Origin of the sequence: Streptomyces sp. NPDC088706, assembly GCF_044752765.1 — a bacterium.
Classification (GTDB): domain Bacteria; phylum Actinomycetota; class Actinomycetes; order Streptomycetales; family Streptomycetaceae; genus Streptomyces.
This window is the reverse complement of sequence record NZ_JBIVLW010000002.1, coordinates 356,719-376,437: the sequence shown is the minus strand read 5'-3', so window position 1 is coordinate 376,437 and position 19,719 is coordinate 356,719. Positions and strand designations below refer to the sequence as shown.

The 19,719-nt window shown below is 73.9% G+C and carries 19 protein-coding genes; 8 read left to right on the top strand and 11 right to left on the bottom strand.

The features are described 5' to 3' along the window. Positions 1-169: 169 nt before the first annotated feature. Positions 170-835 (top strand): O-methyltransferase, encoded by a 666-nt coding sequence (locus ACIQAK_RS07300; protein WP_366387307.1) that lies wholly within the window; start codon positions 170-172, stop codon positions 833-835. A gap of 99 nt (positions 836-934) precedes the next feature. Here the strand turns inward: ACIQAK_RS07300 and ACIQAK_RS07295 are convergent, their stop codons facing one another. Next, positions 935-1,102 (bottom strand): DUF3117 domain-containing protein, encoded by a 168-nt coding sequence (locus ACIQAK_RS07295; RefSeq protein WP_003966491.1) that lies wholly within the window; start codon positions 1,100-1,102, stop codon positions 935-937. Positions 1,103-1,418: 316 nt separating this feature from the next. On the opposite strand from ACIQAK_RS07295, the gene ACIQAK_RS07290 reads away from it, so the two are divergent. Next, positions 1,419-2,231: an enoyl-CoA hydratase-related protein gene (locus ACIQAK_RS07290; protein WP_366387809.1), complete on the top strand. Its 813-nt coding sequence runs from the start codon at positions 1,419-1,421 to the stop codon at positions 2,229-2,231. Positions 2,232-2,270: 39 nt separating this feature from the next. On the opposite strand, the gene ACIQAK_RS07285 is transcribed toward ACIQAK_RS07290, so the two are convergent. Further along, positions 2,271-2,864 (bottom strand): DNA-3-methyladenine glycosylase I, encoded by a 594-nt coding sequence (locus tag ACIQAK_RS07285; RefSeq protein WP_366387306.1) that lies wholly within the window; start codon positions 2,862-2,864, stop codon positions 2,271-2,273. After that, positions 2,861-3,292, bottom strand: a complete 432-nt coding sequence (locus ACIQAK_RS07280) for a cell division protein DivIVA (protein WP_366387808.1) — start codon at positions 3,290-3,292, stop codon at positions 2,861-2,863. The genes ACIQAK_RS07285 and ACIQAK_RS07280 overlap by 4 nt, the downstream gene beginning before the upstream one ends. A 117-nt stretch (positions 3,293-3,409) precedes the next feature. Between ACIQAK_RS07280 and folP the strand changes: the two genes are divergently transcribed. Beyond that, a complete protein-coding gene (folP, locus tag ACIQAK_RS07275; RefSeq protein ID WP_366387305.1) occupies positions 3,410-4,282 on the top strand; it encodes a dihydropteroate synthase in 873 nt (290 codons plus the stop codon). Positions 4,283-4,510: 228 nt separating this feature from the next. Here the strand turns inward: folP and ACIQAK_RS07270 are convergent, their stop codons facing one another. After that, positions 4,511-5,296 carry a TIGR00730 family Rossman fold protein gene (locus ACIQAK_RS07270; protein ID WP_366387304.1) on the bottom strand — a complete coding sequence of 262 codons (786 nt, stop codon included), beginning with the start codon at positions 5,294-5,296 and terminating at the stop codon, positions 4,511-4,513. Positions 5,297-5,408: 112 nt separating this feature from the next. Continuing rightward, positions 5,409-6,488, bottom strand: coding sequence for a succinyl-diaminopimelate desuccinylase (gene dapE, locus ACIQAK_RS07265; RefSeq protein ID WP_366387303.1), 1,080 nt, complete (start codon positions 6,486-6,488; stop codon positions 5,409-5,411). Positions 6,489-6,551: 63 nt separating this feature from the next. Between dapE and ACIQAK_RS07260 the strand changes: the two genes are divergently transcribed. Both ACIQAK_RS07260 and ACIQAK_RS07255 read left to right on the top strand, forming a co-directional pair. Further along, positions 6,552-7,469: a hypothetical protein gene (locus ACIQAK_RS07260; protein WP_366387302.1), complete on the top strand. Its 918-nt coding sequence runs from the start codon at positions 6,552-6,554 to the stop codon at positions 7,467-7,469. Positions 7,470-7,778: 309 nt separating this feature from the next. After that, entirely contained in the window at positions 7,779-8,219 is a 441-nt protein-coding gene (locus tag ACIQAK_RS07255; RefSeq protein WP_366387301.1) for an ATP-binding protein, read from the top strand. 75 nt (positions 8,220-8,294) lie between these two features. Here the strand turns inward: ACIQAK_RS07255 and dapC are convergent, their stop codons facing one another. Both dapC and fdxA read right to left on the bottom strand, forming a co-directional pair. Further along, positions 8,295-9,389, bottom strand: coding sequence for a succinyldiaminopimelate transaminase (gene dapC, locus ACIQAK_RS07250; RefSeq protein ID WP_366387300.1), 1,095 nt, complete (start codon positions 9,387-9,389; stop codon positions 8,295-8,297). Positions 9,390-9,501: 112 nt separating this feature from the next. Continuing rightward, positions 9,502-9,822: a ferredoxin gene (gene fdxA, locus ACIQAK_RS07245; protein WP_003966501.1), complete on the bottom strand. Its 321-nt coding sequence runs from the start codon at positions 9,820-9,822 to the stop codon at positions 9,502-9,504. 117 nt (positions 9,823-9,939) lie between these two features. Here fdxA and ACIQAK_RS07240 point away from each other — a divergent pair, with 117 nt between their 5' ends. The 3 genes from ACIQAK_RS07240 (at position 9,940) to ACIQAK_RS07230 (ending at position 13,012) form a co-directional block, all read left to right on the top strand. Beyond that, on the top strand, positions 9,940-10,956 hold the full coding sequence (locus tag ACIQAK_RS07240; RefSeq protein WP_366387299.1) for a GNAT family N-acetyltransferase: 1,017 nt from the start codon (positions 9,940-9,942) through the stop codon (positions 10,954-10,956). Positions 10,957-11,008: 52 nt separating this feature from the next. Continuing rightward, positions 11,009-11,890: a transglutaminase-like domain-containing protein gene (locus ACIQAK_RS07235; RefSeq protein ID WP_366387298.1), complete on the top strand. Its 882-nt coding sequence runs from the start codon at positions 11,009-11,011 to the stop codon at positions 11,888-11,890. Between the two features lie 516 nt (positions 11,891-12,406). Further along, on the top strand, positions 12,407-13,012 hold the full coding sequence (locus tag ACIQAK_RS07230) for a response regulator transcription factor (RefSeq protein ID WP_366387297.1): 606 nt from the start codon (positions 12,407-12,409) through the stop codon (positions 13,010-13,012). Here ACIQAK_RS07230 and ACIQAK_RS07225 read toward each other — a convergent pair. The 4 genes from ACIQAK_RS07225 to lanKC form a co-directional block, all read right to left on the bottom strand. Further along, complete coding sequence (locus ACIQAK_RS07225; RefSeq protein WP_366387296.1) at positions 12,981-14,819, bottom strand: ATP-binding cassette domain-containing protein; 1,839 nt, start codon at positions 14,817-14,819, stop codon at positions 12,981-12,983. The genes ACIQAK_RS07230 and ACIQAK_RS07225 overlap by 32 nt on opposite strands. Further along, positions 14,816-16,624 (bottom strand): ABC transporter ATP-binding protein, encoded by a 1,809-nt coding sequence (locus ACIQAK_RS07220; protein ID WP_366387295.1) that lies wholly within the window; start codon positions 16,622-16,624, stop codon positions 14,816-14,818. The genes ACIQAK_RS07225 and ACIQAK_RS07220 overlap by 4 nt, the downstream gene beginning before the upstream one ends. A gap of 134 nt (positions 16,625-16,758) precedes the next feature. Continuing rightward, positions 16,759-16,890, bottom strand: a complete 132-nt coding sequence (locus ACIQAK_RS07215; RefSeq protein WP_366387294.1) for a SapB/AmfS family lanthipeptide — start codon at positions 16,888-16,890, stop codon at positions 16,759-16,761. Positions 16,891-16,959: 69 nt separating this feature from the next. Next, entirely contained in the window at positions 16,960-19,683 is a 2,724-nt protein-coding gene (lanKC, locus tag ACIQAK_RS07210; protein WP_366387293.1) for a class III lanthionine synthetase LanKC, read from the bottom strand. Positions 19,684-19,719 lie beyond the last annotated feature (36 nt).

Genomic DNA, 19,719 nt, shown 5'->3' with positions numbered 1-19,719 from the left:
CGCCCGTTAGCTCCGGATAAGCCTTTTCCCTGCTGGGGCCGGGCCTCACCCGGAACTTCCTCGCAGCTCACCGGTCCGATCCGCGGGCCGGGGCGCTGCGCTTTCCCCACTCCTTGCACAACGCCCGGTCCCATCTGCGGGTTCCCGGGTCCAGCGGATACAGTCACCGTTGCGCCAACTACGGGGACAGGAGAGGGTCATTACCGCCAACCGGCAGACGAGCTGGGGCCTCGCCGACGCCTTTGTCGCCGAGGACGAGGCTCTGCACCGGGCCAGGGAGCACTCCCGTGAGCTGGGAATCCGCTCGGTGTCACCGGGCACCGGTGCCGCGCTGCGCCTGCTGGCCGGGGCCGCGGACGCCAAGGCGGTGGCGGAGATCGGCACGGGCACGGGCGTGTCCGGCATCTATCTGCTGCACGGGATGCGGCCCGACGGCGTGCTGACGACGGTGGACCCGGAGCCCGAACGCCAGCAGTTCGCCCGGGAGGCGTTCCGTGAGGCGGGCTTCGCCTCCAACCGGGCGCGCTTCATCCCCGGCCGCGCGCTGGACGTGCTGCCCCGGCTCGCGGACGGCGGCTACGACCTCGTCTTCTGCGACGGTGACCGGCTGGAGAGCCTCGACTGCCTCGCTGAATCGTTGCGCCTGCTGCGTCCCGGCGGGCTGGTCTGCTTCGAGGGCGTGTTCGCGGACGGCCGCACGGTCGACTCCGCCGCCCAGCCGGCCGAGGTGCTGCGGCTGCGGGAGCTGCTGCGCGCGGTGCGCGAGAGCCAGGAGCTGATGCCGACGCTGCTGCCGGTCGGCGACGGGCTGCTCTGCGCGGTCCGGCGCGCCTGAGCCCCGTACGAGCAGAGGCCGGGGAAGAAGCCCGCGGACGCACCACTGCCCGGTACGGGATCCGTACCGGGCAGTGGTGAAGGTGATGGGCGTTCCGCGTCAGCCGACGACCTTCTTCAGCGCGTCGCCGAGGGCATCGGCCTCGTCCGGAGTCAGCTCGACAACAAGCCGACCGCCGCCTTCGAGCGGAACGCGCATGACGATGCCCCGCCCCTCCTTTGTCACCTCGAGCGGGCCGTCGCCCGTCCGCGGCTTCATGGCCGCCATGCTCGTTCCCCTTCCTGAAACCAGCTCATCGCAACCGGCGGCCCCATGACAGGCGCTGCCTCACCGGCATCGAACACATTGCTTCTTCACCATTATCCCGCATCAATGACCCCGATGACCAACATCGCTCTGCATCGCTTGCGCAACGCGCTCTCTCAAAACCACTCAATTCGGCGATCCGGCTGCGATACTGCGCCGCCCTGGACCCCCAGGTGAGAGCCAATTGTTAGACGCAGGTCACATCCACGCCCCGCTCCGCGTCGGCCATGCTTGCCTCCAGGGGCAACGATGCCCGAGCAGTGAGGGGATGACCGCAATGGCCGACGAGCTGGCGAACACCGTGCTCTACGACGTGAGCGAGGGTCTGGCGACGATCACGATCAACCGACCCGACGCGATGAACGCCATGAACACCGCGGCGAAGGTCGCGCTCCGGGACTCCCTGCGGGCGGCGGCCGCGGACCCCGCCGTACGGGCGGTTCTGCTCACGGCCACCGGGCGCGCCTTCTGCGTCGGCCAGGACCTCAGGGAACACGTCGCCACGCTCACGACGACCCGCGAGGCGGGTGGCGGCAACGCGCTGAGCACCGTACGGGAGCACTACAACCCGATCGTGCGGGCGATCACCGAGATGGCCAAGCCGGTCGTCGCCGGGGTGAACGGCGTCGCGGCCGGGGCCGGGTTCGGTTTCGCCCTGGCGGCCGACTACCGGGTGGTCGCCGACACGGCCTCCTTCAACACCTCGTTCGCGGGCGTCGCACTGACCGCCGACTCGGGCGTGTCCTGGACGCTGCCGCGGCTGATCGGCCCGAGCCGCGCCGCCGATCTGCTGTTCTTCCCGCGCTCGATCTCCGCGCAGGACGCCCTGGAGCTGGGCCTCGTCAACCGCGTGGTCCCGGCGGCCGAGCTGGCCGGGCAGGCGGCGGCGGTGGCCCGGACCCTGGCGGACGGGCCGACGGTGGCGTACGCGGCGCTGAAGGAGTCGATGGCGTACGGCGCCGGGCACACGCTCGCCGAGACGCTGGAGAAGGAGGACGAACTCCAGACCCGGGCGGGCGCGTCGCAGGACCACACCATCGCGGTGGAGGCGTTCCTGGCCAAGGAGAAGCCGGTCTATCTCGGCAAGTAGCCGATCGCCGGGGTGCGGTGCGCCCCGCCTCGGGGCCGCTCAGCGGACCGCTGCGCCGCCCCGGGCCACGCAGTCCGCGAGGTGGTCGTCGACCAGGCCGCACGCCTGCATCAGCGCGTAGGCGGTGGTCGGGCCGACGAAGCGGATCGAGCGCTTCTTCAGCTCTCCGGCGAGCGCGGTGGACTCCGGGGTGACGGCGGGGACATCGCCCAGCCCGCGCGGGGCGGGCCGGCCGGCCGGGTCGGGGGCGTACGACCAGATCAGCTCGTCCAGCTCCCCGGCCGGCCAGTCGGCGAGCACCTTCGCGTTGGCGAGGGTGGCGTCGACCTTGGCCTTGTTGCGAATGATGCCCGGGTCGGCGAGGAGCCGCTCCCGGTCGGCCTCGGTGAACTCGGCGACCTCGGTGATCCGGAATCCGGCGAACGCCGTACGGAAGGTCTCGCGGCGGCGCAGGATCGTCAGCCAGGAGAGACCGGACTGGAACGCCTCCAGGCAGAGCCGCTCGAACAGGGCGTCGTCCCCGCGGACGGGTCGGCCCCACTCGGTGTCGTGGTAGGCGAGGTAGTCCTCGGTGGACAGGCCCCAGGGGCAGCGCAGCCCCCCGTCGGGGGCGGCGACGGCTCCGCCGCTCATCGCTGCTCCCCCTCGGTGCGGTCCGGGGTGCCGGTCCGCGGGGCGTCGCCGGGGAGCCGGTCGCCCGGCTCGGCGGGCCGGTCCCCCGGGTGCTCGAACAGGTCGGTCCCCGTGCTCACCGCGGACGCCTGCGCCCCGGCCAGGGCGGACTCCAGCTCCGCGATCCGGGCGTCCCGCTCGGCCAGCTCCGCGCCGAGCCGGGACAGCGCCTCGTCGACGTCGGCCATCCGGTATCCCCGGGCGGCCATGGGCAGGCGCAGCGCCTCCACGTCCGCCCGGCCGACCGGACGGGTCGCGGGCAGCGGGTCGGTGAACCGCTCGGGCTCCACGTCCTGGAGCACGGCGCTCCCGCCACCGCCGACCACCGCGAGGGTGACCGCCGTGACGACCACGACCATCGTGAGCAGCAAGAACCAGAACACGCGCATCTCCCCGGGGGCGGAAACCTCGTCCGGCTCCGATCGTGCCATGCGGCACTGACAAGTCGGGGCCGACCACGAAAGGCCTTAGGGTCGCAGGCGAGCTACTGAGGGAGGAAACAGGGGATGCGAAGCGGTGCACTCAGGCTGGGGCGGCGGGGATTCGGTCCGCACGAGCCGGTGATCATGGCGATCGTGAACCGGACCCCGGACTCCTTCTACGACCAGGGCGCCACCTTCCGGGACGAGCCGGCGCTCGCCCGGGTCGAGCAGGCGGTGGCCGAGGGCGCCGGGATCATCGACATCGGCGGGGTGAAGGCCGGTCCCGGCGAGGAGGTGAGCGCCGAGGAGGAGGCGCGCCGCACGGTGGGGTTCGTCGCCGAGGTCCGCCGTCGCCATCCGGACGTGGTGATCAGCGTGGACACCTGGCGGCACGATGTGGGCGAGGCGGTCTGCGAGGCCGGGGCGGACGTGCTGAACGACGCGTGGGGCGGGGTCGACCCGAAGCTGGCGGAGGTCGCCGCGCGGTACGGGGCGGGGCTTGTGTGCACGCACGCGGGGGGCGCGGAGCCGCGGACCCGGCCGCACCGGATCGCGTACGACGACGTCATGGCGGACATCCTGCGGGTGACGGTGGGTCTGGCGGAGCGGGCGGTCCGGCTCGGGGTGCGGGCGGACGGGATCATGATCGACCCGGGTCACGACTTCGGTAAGAACACCCGGCACTCCCTTGAGGCGACGCGTCGCCTGGAGGAGATGGCGGAGACGGGGTGGCCGGTGCTGGTGTCCCTCTCCAACAAGGACTTCGTGGGCGAGACGCTGGACCGACCGGTGAAGGAGCGGGTGGTCGGGACGCTGGCCACGACGGCGGTCTCGGCGTGGTTGGGGGCCCGGGTCTACCGGGTGCACGAGGTGGCGGAGACGCGTCAGGTCCTGGACATGGTGGCGTCCATCGCCGGGCACAGGCCTCCGGCGGTGGCGCGCCGGGGGCTGGCGTAGGGGCGCCGGCGGCGGCGCGGCGGGGGTTGGCGTAGGGGCGCCGGCGGCGGCGCGCCGGGGGCTGGCGTAGGGGCGCCGCCTGCCCGGCGGGGCGGGGTCCGGGGCGTTGCCGCCGGACCCCGCTCCTCAAGCGGCGGAGAGGCTGAAAGGACGCCCTCGACCGCCGGACGGGACCGGTTTCGGCGGACCGGTCGACGTGACGTCCTCAACCGCCGGACGGGCCGGGAATCACCGCCCGACCTCCTTCGTCACCAGTGTCACCGCTTCGTCCACGTCGTCCGTCACGTGGAACAGCAGCAGGTCCTTCTCCGAGGCCTTGCCGCCGGCCACCACCGTCTCGCGGAGCCAGTCGACCAGGCCGCCCCAGTAGGCGGTGCCGAAGAGGACGATGGGGAAGCGGGTGACCTTGCCGGTCTGGACGAGGGTGAGCGCCTCGAAGAGTTCGTCCAGGGTGCCGAGGCCGCCGGGCAGGACCACGAAGCCCTGCGCGTACTTCACGAACATCGTCTTGCGGACGAAGAAGTAGCGGAAGTTGACGCCGATGTCGACGTGCGGGTTCAGCCCGGACTCGAAGGGCAGCTCGATGCCGAGGCCGACCGAGACGCCCTTCGCCTCCCGGGCGCCCTTGTTGGCGGCCTCCATCGCGCCGGGACCGCCGCCGGTGATCACCGCGAAGCCCGCGTCGACCAGTGCCCCGCCGATCCGGACCCCGGCCTCGTACTCCGCCGATCCGGCCGGGGTGCGGGCCGAGCCGAAGACGCTGATCGCGCTCGGCAGTTCGGCGAGCGCGCCGAAGCCCTCGACGAACTCCGACTGGATGCGCATCACCCGCCAGGGGTCGGTGTGCACCCACTCGGAGTCGCCCTCGGAGTCCAGCAGCCGCTGATCGGTCGTGCCGGACTGGACCTGCTCCCTGCGGCGCACGACCGGACCCAGCCACTGTTCCTCGGGGGCCACCGCGCCCTCGGGGACCTCGGCGCCTTCGGGGATTCGTGCGTCCTCGGCGTTGCCCATGTTCCGCTCCCTCCACCGGCCCCCGTCGTCCTGGGCCGGGCCGTGTCGTGCTGCGTCCGGCCAGCGTAGATCGACGGAGGTTACGTACGGGGGAATGCCGTGCGTCCGCCGGTCAGCCGGTCAGCCAGGAACGGAGGCGGTCCTCGCAGTGGGTGATCTTCTCGACCACCACGTGCTCGTCGCGCTTGTGGGCGTAGATCGGGTCGCCGGGGCCGTAGTTCACCGCCGGGACGCCGAGGCCGCCGAAGCGGGAGACGTCCGTCCAGCCGAACTTGGGCCGGGCGGTGCCGCCGACCGCCTCCATGAAGGCCTTGGCGGCGGGGTGGGAGAGGCCGGGCATGGCGGCGCCGGAGTGGTCGTCGATGACGATCTCGGCCACACCGCAGTCGGCGAAGACCTCGCGGACGTGGGCGATGGCCTCCTCCTCGGTGCGGTCGGGGGCGTAGCGGTAGTTGACGACGACGGTGCAGGCGTCCGGGATGACGTTGGTGGCGACCCCGCCCTCGATGCCGACCGCGTTGAGCCCCTCGTGGTACTCGAGGCCGTCGATGACCGGGCGGCGGGGCTCGTACGCGGCGAGCTTCGCCAGGATCGGGGCGGCGGCGTGGACGGCGTTGGACCCCATCCAGCTGCGCGCGGAGTGCGCCCGCTCACCCGCCGTCCGCAGGTGGACCCGGAGCGTGCCCTGGCAGCCGCCCTCGACCTCGCCGTCGGAGGGCTCCAGGAGGACGGCGAAGTCCCCGGCGAGCCAGTCGGGGTGGGCGTCGGCGATGTGGCCGAGCCCGTTGAGGTGGGCGGCGACCTCTTCGTTGTCGTAGAAGATGAAGGTCAAGTCGCGGTTGGGCTCGGGGACCGTCGCGGCGATCCTGAGCTGGACGGCGACACCGGCCTTCATGTCGGTGGTCCCGCAGCCCCAGAGGATGCCGTCCGCGTCGAGACGGGAGGGGACGTTGTCGGCGATCGGCACCGTGTCGATGTGCCCGGCTAGGACGACACGCTCGGCGCGGCCGAGGTTCGTGCGGGCGACGACGTTGTTGCCGTGGCGGTCGACGGTCAGATGGGTCAGACCGCGCAGCGCGGTCTCGATCGCGTCGGCGAGCGCCTTCTCCTCCCCGCTGACCGAGGGGAGGTCGACGAGCCGGGCGGTGAGCGCCGGGCCGTCCAGGGTCAGGTCAAGCGTGCTATCGGCCATGGCCTCGACCCTAAGGGACCGGGATAGCGGCCCTCGGTCGTACCCTCCAGTACGGTGGGGCCCGTGCCCCGGACAGCCAGCCCCGCCCGCCGCCGCAGCCGCCTCCTCCGCTACGCCGCCGCCTTCACCGTGCTCGCGGCGCTGGGCGGTTATCTGGCCGTTCAGTACGACTCCTCCACCAACGAGTCCGGGCCGCGTTGTGTGGTCCGCGCCGCCGACGGGGACCACGCCTACGAGATGAGCCTGCACCAGGCGGCGAACGCGGCGACGATCTCCGCCGTGGGGACCACCCGCGGGATGCCGGAGCGGGCGGTGACCATCGCCCTTGCGACGGCGATCCAGGAGTCCACGCTCCGCAACATCGACTACGGGGACCGGGACTCGGTGGGCCTGTTCCAGCAGCGGCCCTCGCAGGGCTGGGGCACGGTGGCGCAGATCATGGACCCGGTGTACTCGTCCGGGGAGTTCTACGAGCACCTCGCCGAGGTCCCGGGCTACTCGCGGCTCCCGCTGACCGTGGCGGCGCAGCGCGTGCAGCGCAGCGGCTTCCCGCAGGCGTACGCGAAGCACGAGCCGGACGCCGCGCTGCTGGCCGCCGCCCTGACCGGGCGCGAGCCCGCCGCGCTGAACTGCGTGCCGTCCACGGTGACGGCGGAGGGGCCGGGGGACGCGGCGCGGGTCCGGGCCGAGCTGCTGCGCACCTTCGGCAAGGACGTCCTGCCGGGCGCGGTGACCGCGGGCGCGTCGGCCGCCGCCACGGTCTCGGTGCCCGTACCGGCGACGGCCCGGGCGAAGGCCGACGGAGCGTCGCGGCGCGGCTGGGAGCTGGCGCACTGGGCGGTGGCGCACTCCGAGGAGCAGCGGATCCGGCGCGTGAGCTACGCCGACCGGGTCTGGGACGCCGGTTCCGGCTGGCGGACGGAGCGCCCGAAGGACAGGGAACCGGACACGTCGACGGTCCGGATCAGGGTCGCTCAGTAGTGCGAAGCATCCCTCGTACGGACCCTTGAGGCCGCCCCTCCGACCCGCCGGGGACACCCCTGTCGCGGTGCGTTCACCCCGCACCGATTCCGTTGCCGCGCAAGGGAAGTGACGGTTCATCGAACGGCTTCGGAATGCTGTGTTTGCCCGGGTTCCTCCACGGCGGATTATCGGACGCATTACTCACTCTTTACCTTCACCCACCGAAACTTTCCCTCCCCCCGGACCGGTTGTCAGGGCGTCCGGCTCACCGGACAGACCTCGTCAGACACCGTTGACGACTCGTTGACATCCCGTCGAAGGAGCATCATGTCCCTCCCCCTGACCCGTCGGATCGCTCGTGCCGCGCTGCTGATCGCCGCGGGCGCGGCCCCCGTGGTCGGTGCGGCCGGCACCGCAGGTGCCGCAGAGCTCCCACAGGCCCCGGACCTCGGCGGCCTGACCGCGCTGGACGGTGCCGGTCTCGGCAACACCCTGGACAGCGCCGCCCGGCAGGGTACCCAGGCGGCCGGCGACACCGGCGGCCGCCTCGTCGGCACCGCCGTGCCCGCCGCGGGCAAGACCGCCGGCAAGACCGCCAAGGTGGCCGCCCCGGCCGTCCAGGAGACCGCGGGCCAGACCGCCGGCAGCGCGGGCGAGGCCGTCGGCGGGGTGGCCGACGCCGCCGGTGGCGGTCTGCCGACCGACGCCCTCACCAAGGGCGGCCTGCCCACCGACGGCCTGCCGCTGAGCGGGCTGCCGATCGGCTGACCCGGCGAAGCCGTTGCGTACGGGAGAGGGCCCGGGGAGTGCGCACTCCCCGGGCCCTCGCCTGGTCCGTTCACCTCAGGACAGCCGCTTGACCGCCGCCGCCACCCGCTCGTCGGTCGCGGTGAACGCCACCCGGACGAAGCGCTCGCCCGCCGGGCCGTAGAAGTCGCCGGGCGCCACCAGGATGCCCAGCTGGGCGAGGTACGCCACGGTCTCCCAGCACGGCTCGTCGCGGGTCGCCCAGAGGTAGAGGCTCGCCTCACTGTGCTCGATCCGGAAACCGTGGGCCTCCAGGGCGGCGCGCAGGGCCAGGCGCCGGTCCGCGTACCGGGCGCGCTGCTCGGCCACGTGCACGTCGTCGCCGAGAGCGGCGACGGTGGCCGCCTGGACCGGGGCGGCCGTCATCATCCCGCCGTGCTTGCGGATCAGCAGCAGCTCACCGAGGACGGCCGCGTCGCCCGCGATGAAGGCGGCCCGGTAGCCGGCCAGGTTGGAGCGCTTGGAGAGCGAGTGCACGGCGACGATCCCGTCGTGATGACCGCCGCAGACGTCCGGGTGGAGCACCGAGACCGGCTCGGCGTCCCAGCCCAGCTCCAGGTAGCACTCGTCGCTGAAGACCAGCACGCCGTGCTCGCGCGCCCAGGCGACGATCCGGGTCAGCTCGTCCTTGGCCAGCACCCTCCCGGTCGGGTTGGAGGGCGAGTTGAGCCACAGGAGTTTCAGCCCGGCCGGATCCAGCTCGGTCGGGTCGTCGTAGGCGACGGGCTCGGCGCCGCAGAGCCGGGCGCCGACCTCGTACGTCGGGTAGGCGAGCCGCGGGTAGGCGACCTTGTCGCCCGCGCCGAGCCCCAGCTGCGTCGGCAGCCAGGCCACCAGCTCCTTGGAGCCGACGACCGGGAGCACGTTGGCGTGGGTCACCCCGACCGCGCCGAGGCGCCCCTCCACCCAGCCGGTGAGCGCGTCGCGCAGGGCCTCGGTCCCCCACACCGTCGGATAGCCGGGGCTGTCGGCGGCGGCGACGAGCGCCCGCTGGATCACCTCAGGCACCGGGTCGACCGGTGTGCCGACGGAGAGGTCCACGATGCCGTCCGGGTGGGCCTGGGCCGTCGTCTTGTACGGCGTGAGCCTGTCCCAGGGGAAGACCGGGAGGCGGGAGGAGACTGCGGACACGGGACCCTGCTTTCTCAGGTTGCTCGGGCCGTTCCCGGCCGTACGGGGAAACGCCTCGGTCCCGCACGGTGACAAGCCGTACGGGACCGGGCCGCGCATTGGGTGCCGCCGTCTACTGGTTCTGCGGCGGCAGCCCGGCGACGAACGCGTGGTCACGCTCGATGAGGCCGAGCTTGGAAGCGCCGCCCGGCGAGCCGAGATCGTCGAAGAACTCGACGTTCGCCTTGTAGTAGTCCTTCCACTCCTCCGGAGTGTCGTCCTCGTAGAAGATGGCCTCGACCGGGCAGACCGGCTCACAGGCTCCGCAGTCGACGCATTCGTCCGGGTGGATGTACAAGGACCGCTGGCCCTCGTAGATGCAGTCGACGGGGCACTCTTCGATGCAGGCCTTGTCCTTCACGTCGACACAAGGCTGCGCGATGACGTAGGTCACGCTGTCGTTCCTCCTCGGTAGGGCGTTGGCTCTCGCGCGGGAGCGCGGCGTCGTCGATGCCCGCCCCTAGTATCTCCGTTCTCGGGCACGATCCGAACAGGAGGGGCGGAGAGAGCTGTGGAATTCACCATGGGCGGACGGCTGGAAGTGCGCATCACACCGGCTGACGTGGGCAAACGCGTCTCCGTCCGGCGACGCTCCGATGGGGGCGGCGCGAACGCGGAGTTCACTGACACGGTCGGTGTTCTCACATCATGGGACGAGGGTGTGATCGCCATCACACCAAAGAGCGGGGAGTCCGTCCACATCGTGGAATCCTCCCTGGTCGCGGGCAAGATCGTCCCCGCCGCCCCGGCCCGCAGGCGGGGCCCGGCGGCCTCCTTCCAGGAGCTGGCCGCCGTCACCGCCCGGGCCTGGCAGCCGGTGGAGAGCGAGTCCCTGGGCCAGTGGCGGCTGCGCGCCGCCGGGGGCTTCACCCGGCGCGCCAACTCCGCGCTGCCGCTCGGCGACCCGGGCCTGCCGCTGGGCGAGGCGTTCGGGCGGGTCGAGCGCTGGTACGGGGAGCGGGGCCTGCCCGCGTACATCCAGACGGCGACCGGAGCCGAGGGGACGCAGGAGGCCCTCTGCGCGGAGCTGGAGCGGCACGGCTGGTGGCGTGAGGTCTCGGCCGAGGTGCGAATCGCCGCGCTGGCGCCGGTGGGTGACCTGGACGCGGACGCCACGGAGGTCCGGCTGACCCGTGCGCCGGACGAGGCGTGGCTCTCGCGCTACCAGCGCTGCTCCATCCCCGGCCCGCAGGTGTCGCGGGTGCTGGACAGCGGGCCTTCGGTCTGGTTCGCCTCGGTGGCGGACGGCGTGGGCCGGGAGGGCGGGGAGACACCCGCGGCGATCGGGCGATGTGTGGTGGACGGGCGCTGGGCGGGGTTCATGGCCGTCGAGGTCGCTCCGGAGCACCGGCGGCGGGGACTGGCCACCGCGGTGATGGCGGCGCTGGCCCGCCGGGCCCTGGACGAGGGCGCTTCGGCGGCCTGGCTCCAGGCGGAGGAGGACAATGAAGGCGCGCGGGCGCTGTACGACGGCATGGGCTTCGCGGCGCACCACCGGTACCACCACTTCCGGCCCGCCCAGCGGTAGGCCGGGTGGGGCAGCCAGCAGCAGTGAGGACGAGCAGGGGCATGGGTCGCATATGAGCGCGCAGGATTCCGGTACGGCCGACCGCCGGCGGCAGTTCGCCGAGGAGGCCCGCTCGGAGCGCCCGGATCTGGCGCTGCTCTGCCTCCTGCTGGGTGCGGAGGCGGGCCCGGTCGGCCCCGGAGAGCCGCGCCCGGTCGATCCGGACGAGGTCTCTCCCGACCCGTACGGGATCGACGGAGCGCAGATCGAACTGGACCGGCTCGCCGGGCTGTTGCCGTACGGCTCCCGCTCCCCGGCCGCCTGGGCCTCGGCCCTGGCCGAACTGCTGGGTGAACGGCATGAGTTCACCGGGTCGTCCGCCGACTACCAGCGGCTGGATTCCTCGCTCCTCCAGCAGGTGCTGCGGCGGCGCCGCGGGCTGCCGATCCTGCTCTCGGTGGTCTGGATCGAGGTCGCCCGGCGGGCCGGCGCCCCGGTGTTCGGGGTGGCGTTGCCCGGCCACTTCGTGGTCGGCTTCGGGGACCCGGCCCGACCGGTGCTCGTCGATCCGTTCGCCGGGGGCGCGCCACTGACCGGCCAGGACGCGGACCTGCTGGTCGCGGGGGCGACGGGGGCGCGTCTGGAGCCGTCCGTGCCGGCGCCCGCCCGGCCGCTGGAGATCGTGCTGCGCATCCTGAACAACATCAGGGCCTGGGCCGCCGCCCGCCCCGAGCGCACGGATGTGGCCCTCTGGGCGGTGGAGCTCTCCCTGCTCCTGCCCTCGCACCCGGCCCGGCTGCGCTACGAGCGGGCCCAGCTCCTGGTCCAGCGCGGGGAGTTCCAGCGCGGGGCGGCGGAGATGGAGGAGTACGCGCAGCTGCTCGACACCATCGAACCGACGACCGCCGAGACGGTCCGGCGCAAGGCCCAGGCCGCCCGTGCGCTGCTGAACTGAACGGGGAACGGGGAACGGGCCGGGCCGGCCTGCGGTTCCGGCTGTCACCTCCGCGCCCGGACCGGCTGAAACCTCCGCGCCCGGACCGGCTGAAACCTCCGCGCCCGGACCGGCTGAAACCTCCGCGCCCGGACCGGCTGAAACCTCCGCGCCCGGACCGGCTGTCACCGCCGCGCCCGGACCGGCTGAAACCACCGCGTCCGGACCGGCTGAAACCACCGCGTCCGGACTTGGCTGAAACCCCCGCGCCCGGACTTGGCTGAAACCACGCCCTCCGGCCCGCCCGGACGAACACCGTAGCGACGGATCCCGCCATTCCGATGCGCGGTGCACTCCCGCTGTCCATCCGGACGCCACCATCCGTACCCAGCAGGCACGGGAATGCGCCAATTCGTCGGCGCACCTGATTGCTGAAGCGCCACGATGGAGACTCGTCACCCGACGCGCACACGCTATCGCACTGTGCGATAGGCCCGTGGTGCGCACGCCAGGAGAGAAATGCCGAAGGCAAGGCTGATGACAACCGTTCTGCTGGTCCACAACGTGCCTCTGTGGCGCGCTTCGCTGGCATCCCTGCTCGGCGCGGGACAGGGGATAGACGTATGGACCGCCGACCGGGGCGCGATACGGTCGGCGGTGGCCGGCACAGGACCGGATGTCCTGCTCACCGATCTCGAATGTCCGGACGCCCTGGACATCCTGGAGGAGGTGAGATCGATGGCCGAACCACACGGCCAGGGCTGTCCGCTGGCCGTGCTCACCCGCAGCGACCGGCCGCGGGGGCTGCGCCGGGCCTACGAGGCGGGCGCCCGCGGCTACATCGACAAGTACCGGCCGGTGGACGACCTCTCCGAGGTCATGCACAAACTGGCCGACGGCGGGCGGCATATCGACGAGTCACTCGCCTTCAGCCTGTTGCAGGTGGCCGACATGCCGTTGTCTCCCAGGGAACTGAGCGTGCTCTCCCTGGCCGAAGGCGGCGAAACCGTCTCAGGTATCGCCGGGCGGCTGCATCTCACCCCGGGGACGGTACGCAACTACCTCGCCGCCGCCATTCGGAAGTCCGGGGCGCGCAACCGTGTGGACGCCATCAGACGGGCGAAGGAGGCGGGGTGGATATGACAGCGTTCCGGCGGGAGCTCTCGTCCGGCGCCCAGAGCCCGATCAGGTCCCGGTAGAGGGGCGAGGTGCGCAGGAGCTCCGCCGAGGTGCCGCAGCGGGTGCGCGGGCCGTCCATCACGAGGATCCGGTCGGCGCGCCGGGCTGAGCTGAGGCGGTGGGCGACGACCACCAGGGCGCTGGGCAGTGCGGCGAACGCGAGCTCGGCGCGGGTCTCGGCGGACGGGTCGAGCCGGCTGGTCGCTTCGTCGAGCACGATGAGCGGCGGCGCGGCCAGGTAGGCCCGGCCCAGGGCGATCAGCTGGCGTTCCCCCTGGGAGAGCCGGTCCGGTTCCAGGGACGCGTCGAGGGAGCCGAGCCGGGAGAGCAGGGGGTCCAGGCCGAGCGCGTCGATCATGGCGGCCAGGTCCCGGTCGCCCGCGTCGGGGCGGAGGTAGCGGAGGTTGTCCCGCAGTGTGCCGGTGAACACGTAGGCGTGCTGGGGCAGCAGAACGCGTACGGAGGTGGCGTCGGCCGCGCGCACCGGCCGCCCGTGCCAGCGCACCGCGCCGCCGGTGGGCCGCTCCACCCCGGCGATGACGGCGGCGAGGGTCGACTTGCCGCTGCCGCTCGGCCCGACGACCGCGAGGTGCTCGCCGGGGGTGACGGTGAGGGAGAGCCGGTCCAGGACGGGGTGCGCGGCCGGCCCGTACGCGAAGGTGACGGCGTGGAGTTCGGCGACGGGGTCGGGGCCCTGCGGGTGCGGTGGCCGGCCGTCGGTCGGCGGTCGCGGATCGTCGTGGTCGTCGCGGGGCGGCGGCGGCGCGTCCGTGAACCGGTCCAGGACCACCAGGAGGCGGCCGCCGACGGTGGCGAGCATGGTCATCAGCGCCTGCACCGCCGGGGCCAGCGCCTGGGTCAGGTAGGTGAGCGCCCCCACCAGCGCGCCGGACGTGAGGCCGTGGCGCAGCAGCCAGGGGGCGCCGAGCAGCAGCAGGAGCGGCGGGAAGCGGCCGCAGACGGCCAGCGCCACCACCCGTACGCCGGACCAGCGGGCCAGCGAACGGGCCGCGCGGACCTGGTCGTCGGCCAGGGCCCGGGACTCCGTCACCGTGCGGCCGGCGGCCCCGGCGGCGGCGATGTCCCGCAGGTCGGCGGCGGTCCGGCCGGCTTGGGCCGCGTACGCCTCGTCGGCGGTGAGGTAGTCGCGCTGGCGGGCGGCCATCGGCGGCAGGGTGGCCAGGAACAGGGCGCCGCCCAGGACCAGCGGGGGCAGCACGATCAGCAGGAGCCTGGGCTCCAGGGCCAGCAGGCCCGCCACGGCCCCGGCCACCGTGAACACGAACGACCGCAGCGTCAGGACGAGTCCGGCCCAGCCGTCCCGGGCGATCTCGCTCTGATGGGTGACCTGGGAGAGGGAGCGGGCGGTGGTGCCGGCGGGATGCGCGAGGGCGCCTACGAGCGCCCGGGAGACCGCGCGCCGCACCAGCCCGTCGCGCAGCGGCTCCACCAGGTCCGCGAGGCGTCCGAAGACGCCCCGGGTGGCGAGTTGGGCGGGGAGCACGGCCGCGGCGGCGACGGCCAGCCAGAGGAGGCCGGTGAGCGGGCGTCCGGCGAGGAAGCCGTGGTCCAGCGCGCGGGCGACGCCGAATCCGCCGAGGAAGGTCTGGACGAACTCCAGCAGGGACCAGCCGGCCAGCCGCAGGACGACGCCGGTGCGGGCGCGGAGGAAGGGGCGGGCGTCGTGCGTGACCCGGGTGAGGGCGCCGTCGCGGCGGTCGCTCCCCTTCGCCGGTCGCGGTGACGGGTGTGCCCGTGCCGGTGCCGTCACCGCGCCTCCGCTCCGTGCGCCGCTCCGGGGCGCGGTCGGGGCGGTGCCGGGGCGTCGGGGGCGTCCGTTGACCCGGCCGCGTCCGGTGACCCGGTGGCCTCCGGTCCGTCCGTACGGAACACCGCCCGGTACTCCGGGTCCGCCCACAACTCCTCGTGCGGGCCCGTCGCCCGGACGCGGCCGTCCTCCAGCCAGAGGACCCGGTCCGCGCGGGCGGCCGAGGAGAGCCGGTGGGCCACGATCACGCGGGTGGAGCGCCCGGCCCGCTCGTCGAGGGCGCGCCGGACGTGGTGTTCGGTGACGGTGTCGAGGCCACAGAGCGCGTCGTCCAGGATGAGCAGACGGCCGGGGTGGGCGAACGCGCGGGCCAGGCCGAGTCGTTGGCGTTCACCGCCGGAGAGCGGAGCATCGGTGAGCGAGGTGGCGTAGCCGTACGGGAGGCGTCCGACGAACCCGTCAGCCCGGGCGGCGCGGGCGGCGTCCCGTACCGCGTCGGGCCCGGCGGTCCACGGCCCGAAGGCGATGGTGTCCTCGACCGTGGTGCCGGGCAGGGCGGGGCGGGCGAAGGCGTAGGCGACCTCGGGGCGCAGGAGGACGGGGTCCATGGCCCTCAGGGGTACGCCGTCCAGCAGCACGGTTCCGGTGTCCGGGTCGAGCAGCCGTCCGGCGACCGCCGCGAACACCGACTTGCCGGAGCCCGAGCGGCCGACGACGGCGAGCGAGGTGCCGCCGGGGACGGTGAGGCGGACGCCGGTGAGGAGCGGTCGCCCGTCCTGTACGACGCCGACGTCCCGGAGTTCGAGGTGGCCCGGGCCACCGGGGACCGGGGCGAGCCCGTCGTGCGGCAGCGGGTCCAGGGTGAGCAGCGGGTCCAGGGTGCGGGCGGCGACGCGGCTGCGGGCGAGGGCACCGAGCGCACCGGTCAGGGCGCCGATGCCGACGGCGAGGCCCGCGTACCGGGAGGCGGCGACCAGGTCGCCGACGCCGATCGCGCCCGCGCCGAGCCGCAGTCCGCCGACCGCGAGGACCAGCAGCATGAGCAGCGGCAGCAGCAGGGCGCTCTGGCCGGCGGCACGTCCGTACACGGCCCAGGTGCGCCGGCCGTGGTCGGCCAGGGCGCCGAGCGGTTCGAGGACGCGGCGGTACTCGCGGGCTCCGGTGCGGGCGGCGCGGATGGTGTCGGCTCCGTCGAGCGCCTCGGTCAGACGGTGGGCGATGACCGACTGGGCGCGCTGGTAGTCGGCCCCGGCGTCGGCGGTGCGGCGGGTGAAGGTGTGCAGCAGGGCGACGAGGAGGGGGGCGCCGAGGAGGAAGGCGGCGGCCGTCCAGGGGTCGATGAGGAGGAGGCCGGTGACCGCGCCGAGCGGGAGCAGGACGCCGGCGGCGGCTCCGGCGGCGGTGACGGGTGCGGCAGCCGCGTCGGCGGTGCGGGCGGTGAGCCGGGCGGTGAGGTCGCCGGTCGGCACGGCGAGGGCGGTGCGGGGCTCGGCGGCCAGCACCCGGGCGGTGGTGCGGGTGCGCAGACGGGCGGTGAGCCGGGCGGTGGTGCTGGTGCCGAGCACGGCCGCGCCCGCGTCGAACCCGGTCTCGGCGAGGGTCAGTGCGGCGCAGAGCAGCAGCCCGGACCAGGGCACGGGCCCGCCGTCGATGAGCCCGTCGACCGTGTGGCCGAGCGCGGCCGGCAGGGCGAGGGCGGCGAGCGCGCCACCGGTGGAGCAGAACAGGAGGACCAGGAGGGCGGCCGGGTGGCGGCGGGCGAGCCGTCGGGTGCCGGATTCCGCCGCGGGGCGGGGTTTCAGCCGCACGTGGTCTCCCTTTCCGGCTCGCGGCGGTACGGGTGGAGGGACGCCGCCGGTCCCGGGCGGACGAACCGCGCGGGACCGGCGGACGGGCCGCCCGGCCCGCCGGTGGGATCACCGGCGGAGCGGGCGGCGGGGCGTCACGGGGTGCAGAGGGTCACGCTGAGCGAGCTGAACTCACAGACCAGCAGCGAGACCTGGCTGCCCGTGGCGAGCTCGCCGAAGGACTCCTCGGCCGGGGTCTCCATCGCCTGAAGGTCAAGAAGCGCCATGATGGTGTTTCCTTTCTGGGACGGTAACCGGAACCTGTTGCTCCGGCTGGGTGTCGAGCGGTTGTGGTGCTACGACTCCTGCAGGAGCCGGTCCGTGGGGCCGCTCGCGCGGCCGGGGTGCGCCGCCCGGGGAGCGGCGGCGAGGAAGGGAAGCGTGGTGGGCGGGCCGAGCGCGCTGCCCAGGGCGAGCAGGCAGCCGGCGGTCCCGGTGGCCAGGTCCATCGACAGCCGCATCAACTGCTCGCCGGCGAAGGCGATGCCGCCTTCGTAGGCGAGGGCGTGGCTGGAGAGCAGCCCGGTGTGGAGGCGGATCGCGCGCTCCCGGGTCTGCTCGTCGCACAGCGGCGTGGCCGCCAGGTGCAGCAGGAGTCCGGCCGAGCCACGCATCAGTCCGGGCTGGATGTAGAAGGCGGAGAGCGCGGCCGGGAGCAGCGCCCGGCCCGCGGCCTCCAGCTCCGGGTCGGGGCGGTGGGCCAGGTAGGCGTCGATGACGGCCGCGATGCCGGCGCTGCCCGCTCCGAGGTAGGGCATCAGCCGCTTGCCCTCGACGACGAGGAGTTCGCCGTCGTCGCCCGCCCGGCACCGGTCCAGGTCGCGCCGGAGGGCGGCGGCGGCCAGGTCGAGGAGGCCGGTGTCCCCGGTGGCCCCGTACCGGCGGACCAGCAGCAGGGCGACGCCGGTCGCGCCGTGCAGGAGTCCGGTCCGGGGTGACGGCGGGCCGTCCACCAGGGCCCGTACGGCGAGGGCGGTGCAGCGGCCGGCCGCGGCCGCCAGCGCCGGGGCCTCGGTGGCGGAGGCGGTGCGGGCCAGGTCGTCGAGGGCGAGGCCGATTCCGGCGTACCCGCTGTGCAGGCCCGGTGCCAGGCCTTCCAGGGGCTGTTCGAGGACGATCCGGGCGAGGTCGGCGGCCTCGGCGGTGCGGCCGATCCGGTTCAGCGTCCAGGCGATGCCGGTGAGCCCGTCGTAGAAGCCGAGCGGGGAGCCGGAGGCCGGGTCCTTGGCCTGCCGCAGCAGCCACGCCTCGGCCGGTTCGCACCGGGGGGCACCCGTCTCGTGCAGGGCGTAGAGCACCCCGGCCGCGCCGTAGGCGAAGGACTGGCCGCCGGTGGCCGTGGCGAACTGGGCGATGTCGCCGGGGAAACATCGGTCGTCGCGGTCGGGCGTACAGGAGGCGGCGATGGCGTGGGCCATCGAGTCGCGGGCGGCCGGCCAGCCACCGGGGTCGGACGGCACCGGCCGGTCGCCGGAGTCGGACAGCGCCGGCCGGTCGAGTTCGGACAGCACCGGACGGTCACCGAGGTCGGACGGCGTCGGACGGTCACCGGGGTCGGACGGCGTCGGAGCACTCGGGTCCGTAGCCCGCTGGTCCATACCCCGCCGGATCTCCTCCACCGCCGGGCGCAGGGTCTCCTCGCCGACCGGGAAGACGCGCGCGATCTCCCGGGCGAGGCCGCCGGCCTTCGTGCGGTCGATGCCGAAGAGCGTGGTGAGCGGCAGGTACAGGGCGAGCCGCAGACAGGCCAGCGCGTACGAGTCGATGTCGGTGCCGCGCCGGTCGGGCGGGGCCACGAAGGCCGGGTTGGCGACGATCTGACGGCGCCGGTCGGCGGCCGGGGAGGCGGCCTCGAAGTCGAGCAGGACGATCCGGGAGGTCTCCTCGTCGACCATCACATTGCTCATGTGCAGATCGCTGATGACGATGCCCCGGCCGTGTACGGCCTCGACGGCGCGCTCGACCTTCCCGTACAGCTCCTCGGCCCACGCCGCGTGTTCGGCGATCAGCTCGGGGGTGGGGTCCCGACGGGCGAGCGGGAAGCGGCGGGCGAAGACGGTGTTGAGGGTGGCGCCCGGCAGGTACTGGAGGACCAGGAAGTGGTGGCCGCCGACCTCGAACGCGTCGTGCACGGCCGGTACGCAGTCCAGTCCGGCCAACTGCTCCAGCGCGGTCCGCTCCCGCTGGAGCCGGGCGACGGCGTCGGCCCCGTCGGCGGCGAGCCCGGCGTAGGGGCGGGCCTCCTTGAGGACGATCTGCTCGCCGGTGCGGCTGTCCCGGCCGAGGTAGACCCCACCGCCGTTGGAGAAGTGGAGCGCCTTCTCGACGGTGTACGGCAGGTCGCCGAGGCCGACGGCGGCGCGGGCATCGAGGTGCGGGCGCAGGAAGTCGGGCGGCGTCACCCAGGCCGGTGTCCGGAAGGCCGGGCCCCGGTCGTCCGGGACGAGGCGGCCCCGCGGGTCGGCGACGGCGGGCACGGGCCGCCCGTCGGGCCCGGTGCAGAAGCGGGCGGCGAAGGCCCCGTACCGCGTGTGTACCGGCCCGTTCCCGCACCGCAGATCGCTGAGGATGTACGGGCCGTGCTCGCCCTCCAGCAGCTCCATCAGCGCGGAGCACACCTCGGGGAACGCGTCCTCGGAGTGCGGGTAGACGGTGATGAACTTGCCGCTGCCCGCCCGGTCCGCGTACTTGGAGTTCCGCAGGTTCAGCAGGCCGGGCGACGGTACGCACTTGAAGGGCAGCCGATGGGCCAGGCAGTAGGCCGCGACCCGCTCCAGAACCGATTCCGCGTTGTCGGCGGCGGCCGATATGTGGAGCTTCCAGCCCTGGGGCGGCAGCCGGAGCCCGTCGGGGCTGAAGGAGAGCCAGTCACCGCGCCGGGAGCGGGTCCACCCCTGGGGGGCGGCGCCGCGGACCGGTGCGAAGAACGAACGCTCCTCGGCGCCCTCTTCGAGGGAACGGTGGGGTGCGTCGTAGAAGCGGCGGTCCGCCTGGCAGTACGCGGCGTACTCCGGATTCACGACGTTCCCCTCGCTCGGTCTTCGCTGGCGAGAGAG

What these genes read in the sequence shown, in the direction of transcription:
- ACIQAK_RS07295 (WP_003966491.1), bottom strand. Translation starts at nt 1,102, where the DNA reads ATGGCGGCCATGAAGCCGCGGACGGGCGACGGCCCGCTCGAGGTGACA.
- ACIQAK_RS07290 (WP_366387809.1), top strand. Translation starts at nt 1,419, where the DNA reads ATGGCCGACGAGCTGGCGAACACCGTGCTCTACGACGTGAGCGAGGGT.
- ACIQAK_RS07285 (WP_366387306.1), bottom strand. Translation starts at nt 2,864, where the DNA reads ATGAGCGGCGGAGCCGTCGCCGCCCCCGACGGGGGGCTGCGCTGCCCC.
- ACIQAK_RS07280 (WP_366387808.1), bottom strand. Translation starts at nt 3,292, where the DNA reads ATGCGCGTGTTCTGGTTCTTGCTGCTCACGATGGTCGTGGTCGTCACG.
- folP (WP_366387305.1), top strand. Translation starts at nt 3,410, where the DNA reads ATGCGAAGCGGTGCACTCAGGCTGGGGCGGCGGGGATTCGGTCCGCAC.
- ACIQAK_RS07270 (WP_366387304.1), bottom strand. Translation starts at nt 5,296, where the DNA reads ATGGGCAACGCCGAGGACGCACGAATCCCCGAAGGCGCCGAGGTCCCC.
- dapE (WP_366387303.1), bottom strand. Translation starts at nt 6,488, where the DNA reads ATGGCCGATAGCACGCTTGACCTGACCCTGGACGGCCCGGCGCTCACC.
- ACIQAK_RS07255 (WP_366387301.1), top strand. Translation starts at nt 7,779, where the DNA reads ATGTCCCTCCCCCTGACCCGTCGGATCGCTCGTGCCGCGCTGCTGATC.
- ACIQAK_RS07235 (WP_366387298.1), top strand. Translation starts at nt 11,009, where the DNA reads ATGAGCGCGCAGGATTCCGGTACGGCCGACCGCCGGCGGCAGTTCGCC.
- ACIQAK_RS07230 (WP_366387297.1), top strand. Translation starts at nt 12,407, where the DNA reads ATGACAACCGTTCTGCTGGTCCACAACGTGCCTCTGTGGCGCGCTTCG.
- ACIQAK_RS07215 (WP_366387294.1), bottom strand. Translation starts at nt 16,890, where the DNA reads ATGGCGCTTCTTGACCTTCAGGCGATGGAGACCCCGGCCGAGGAGTCC.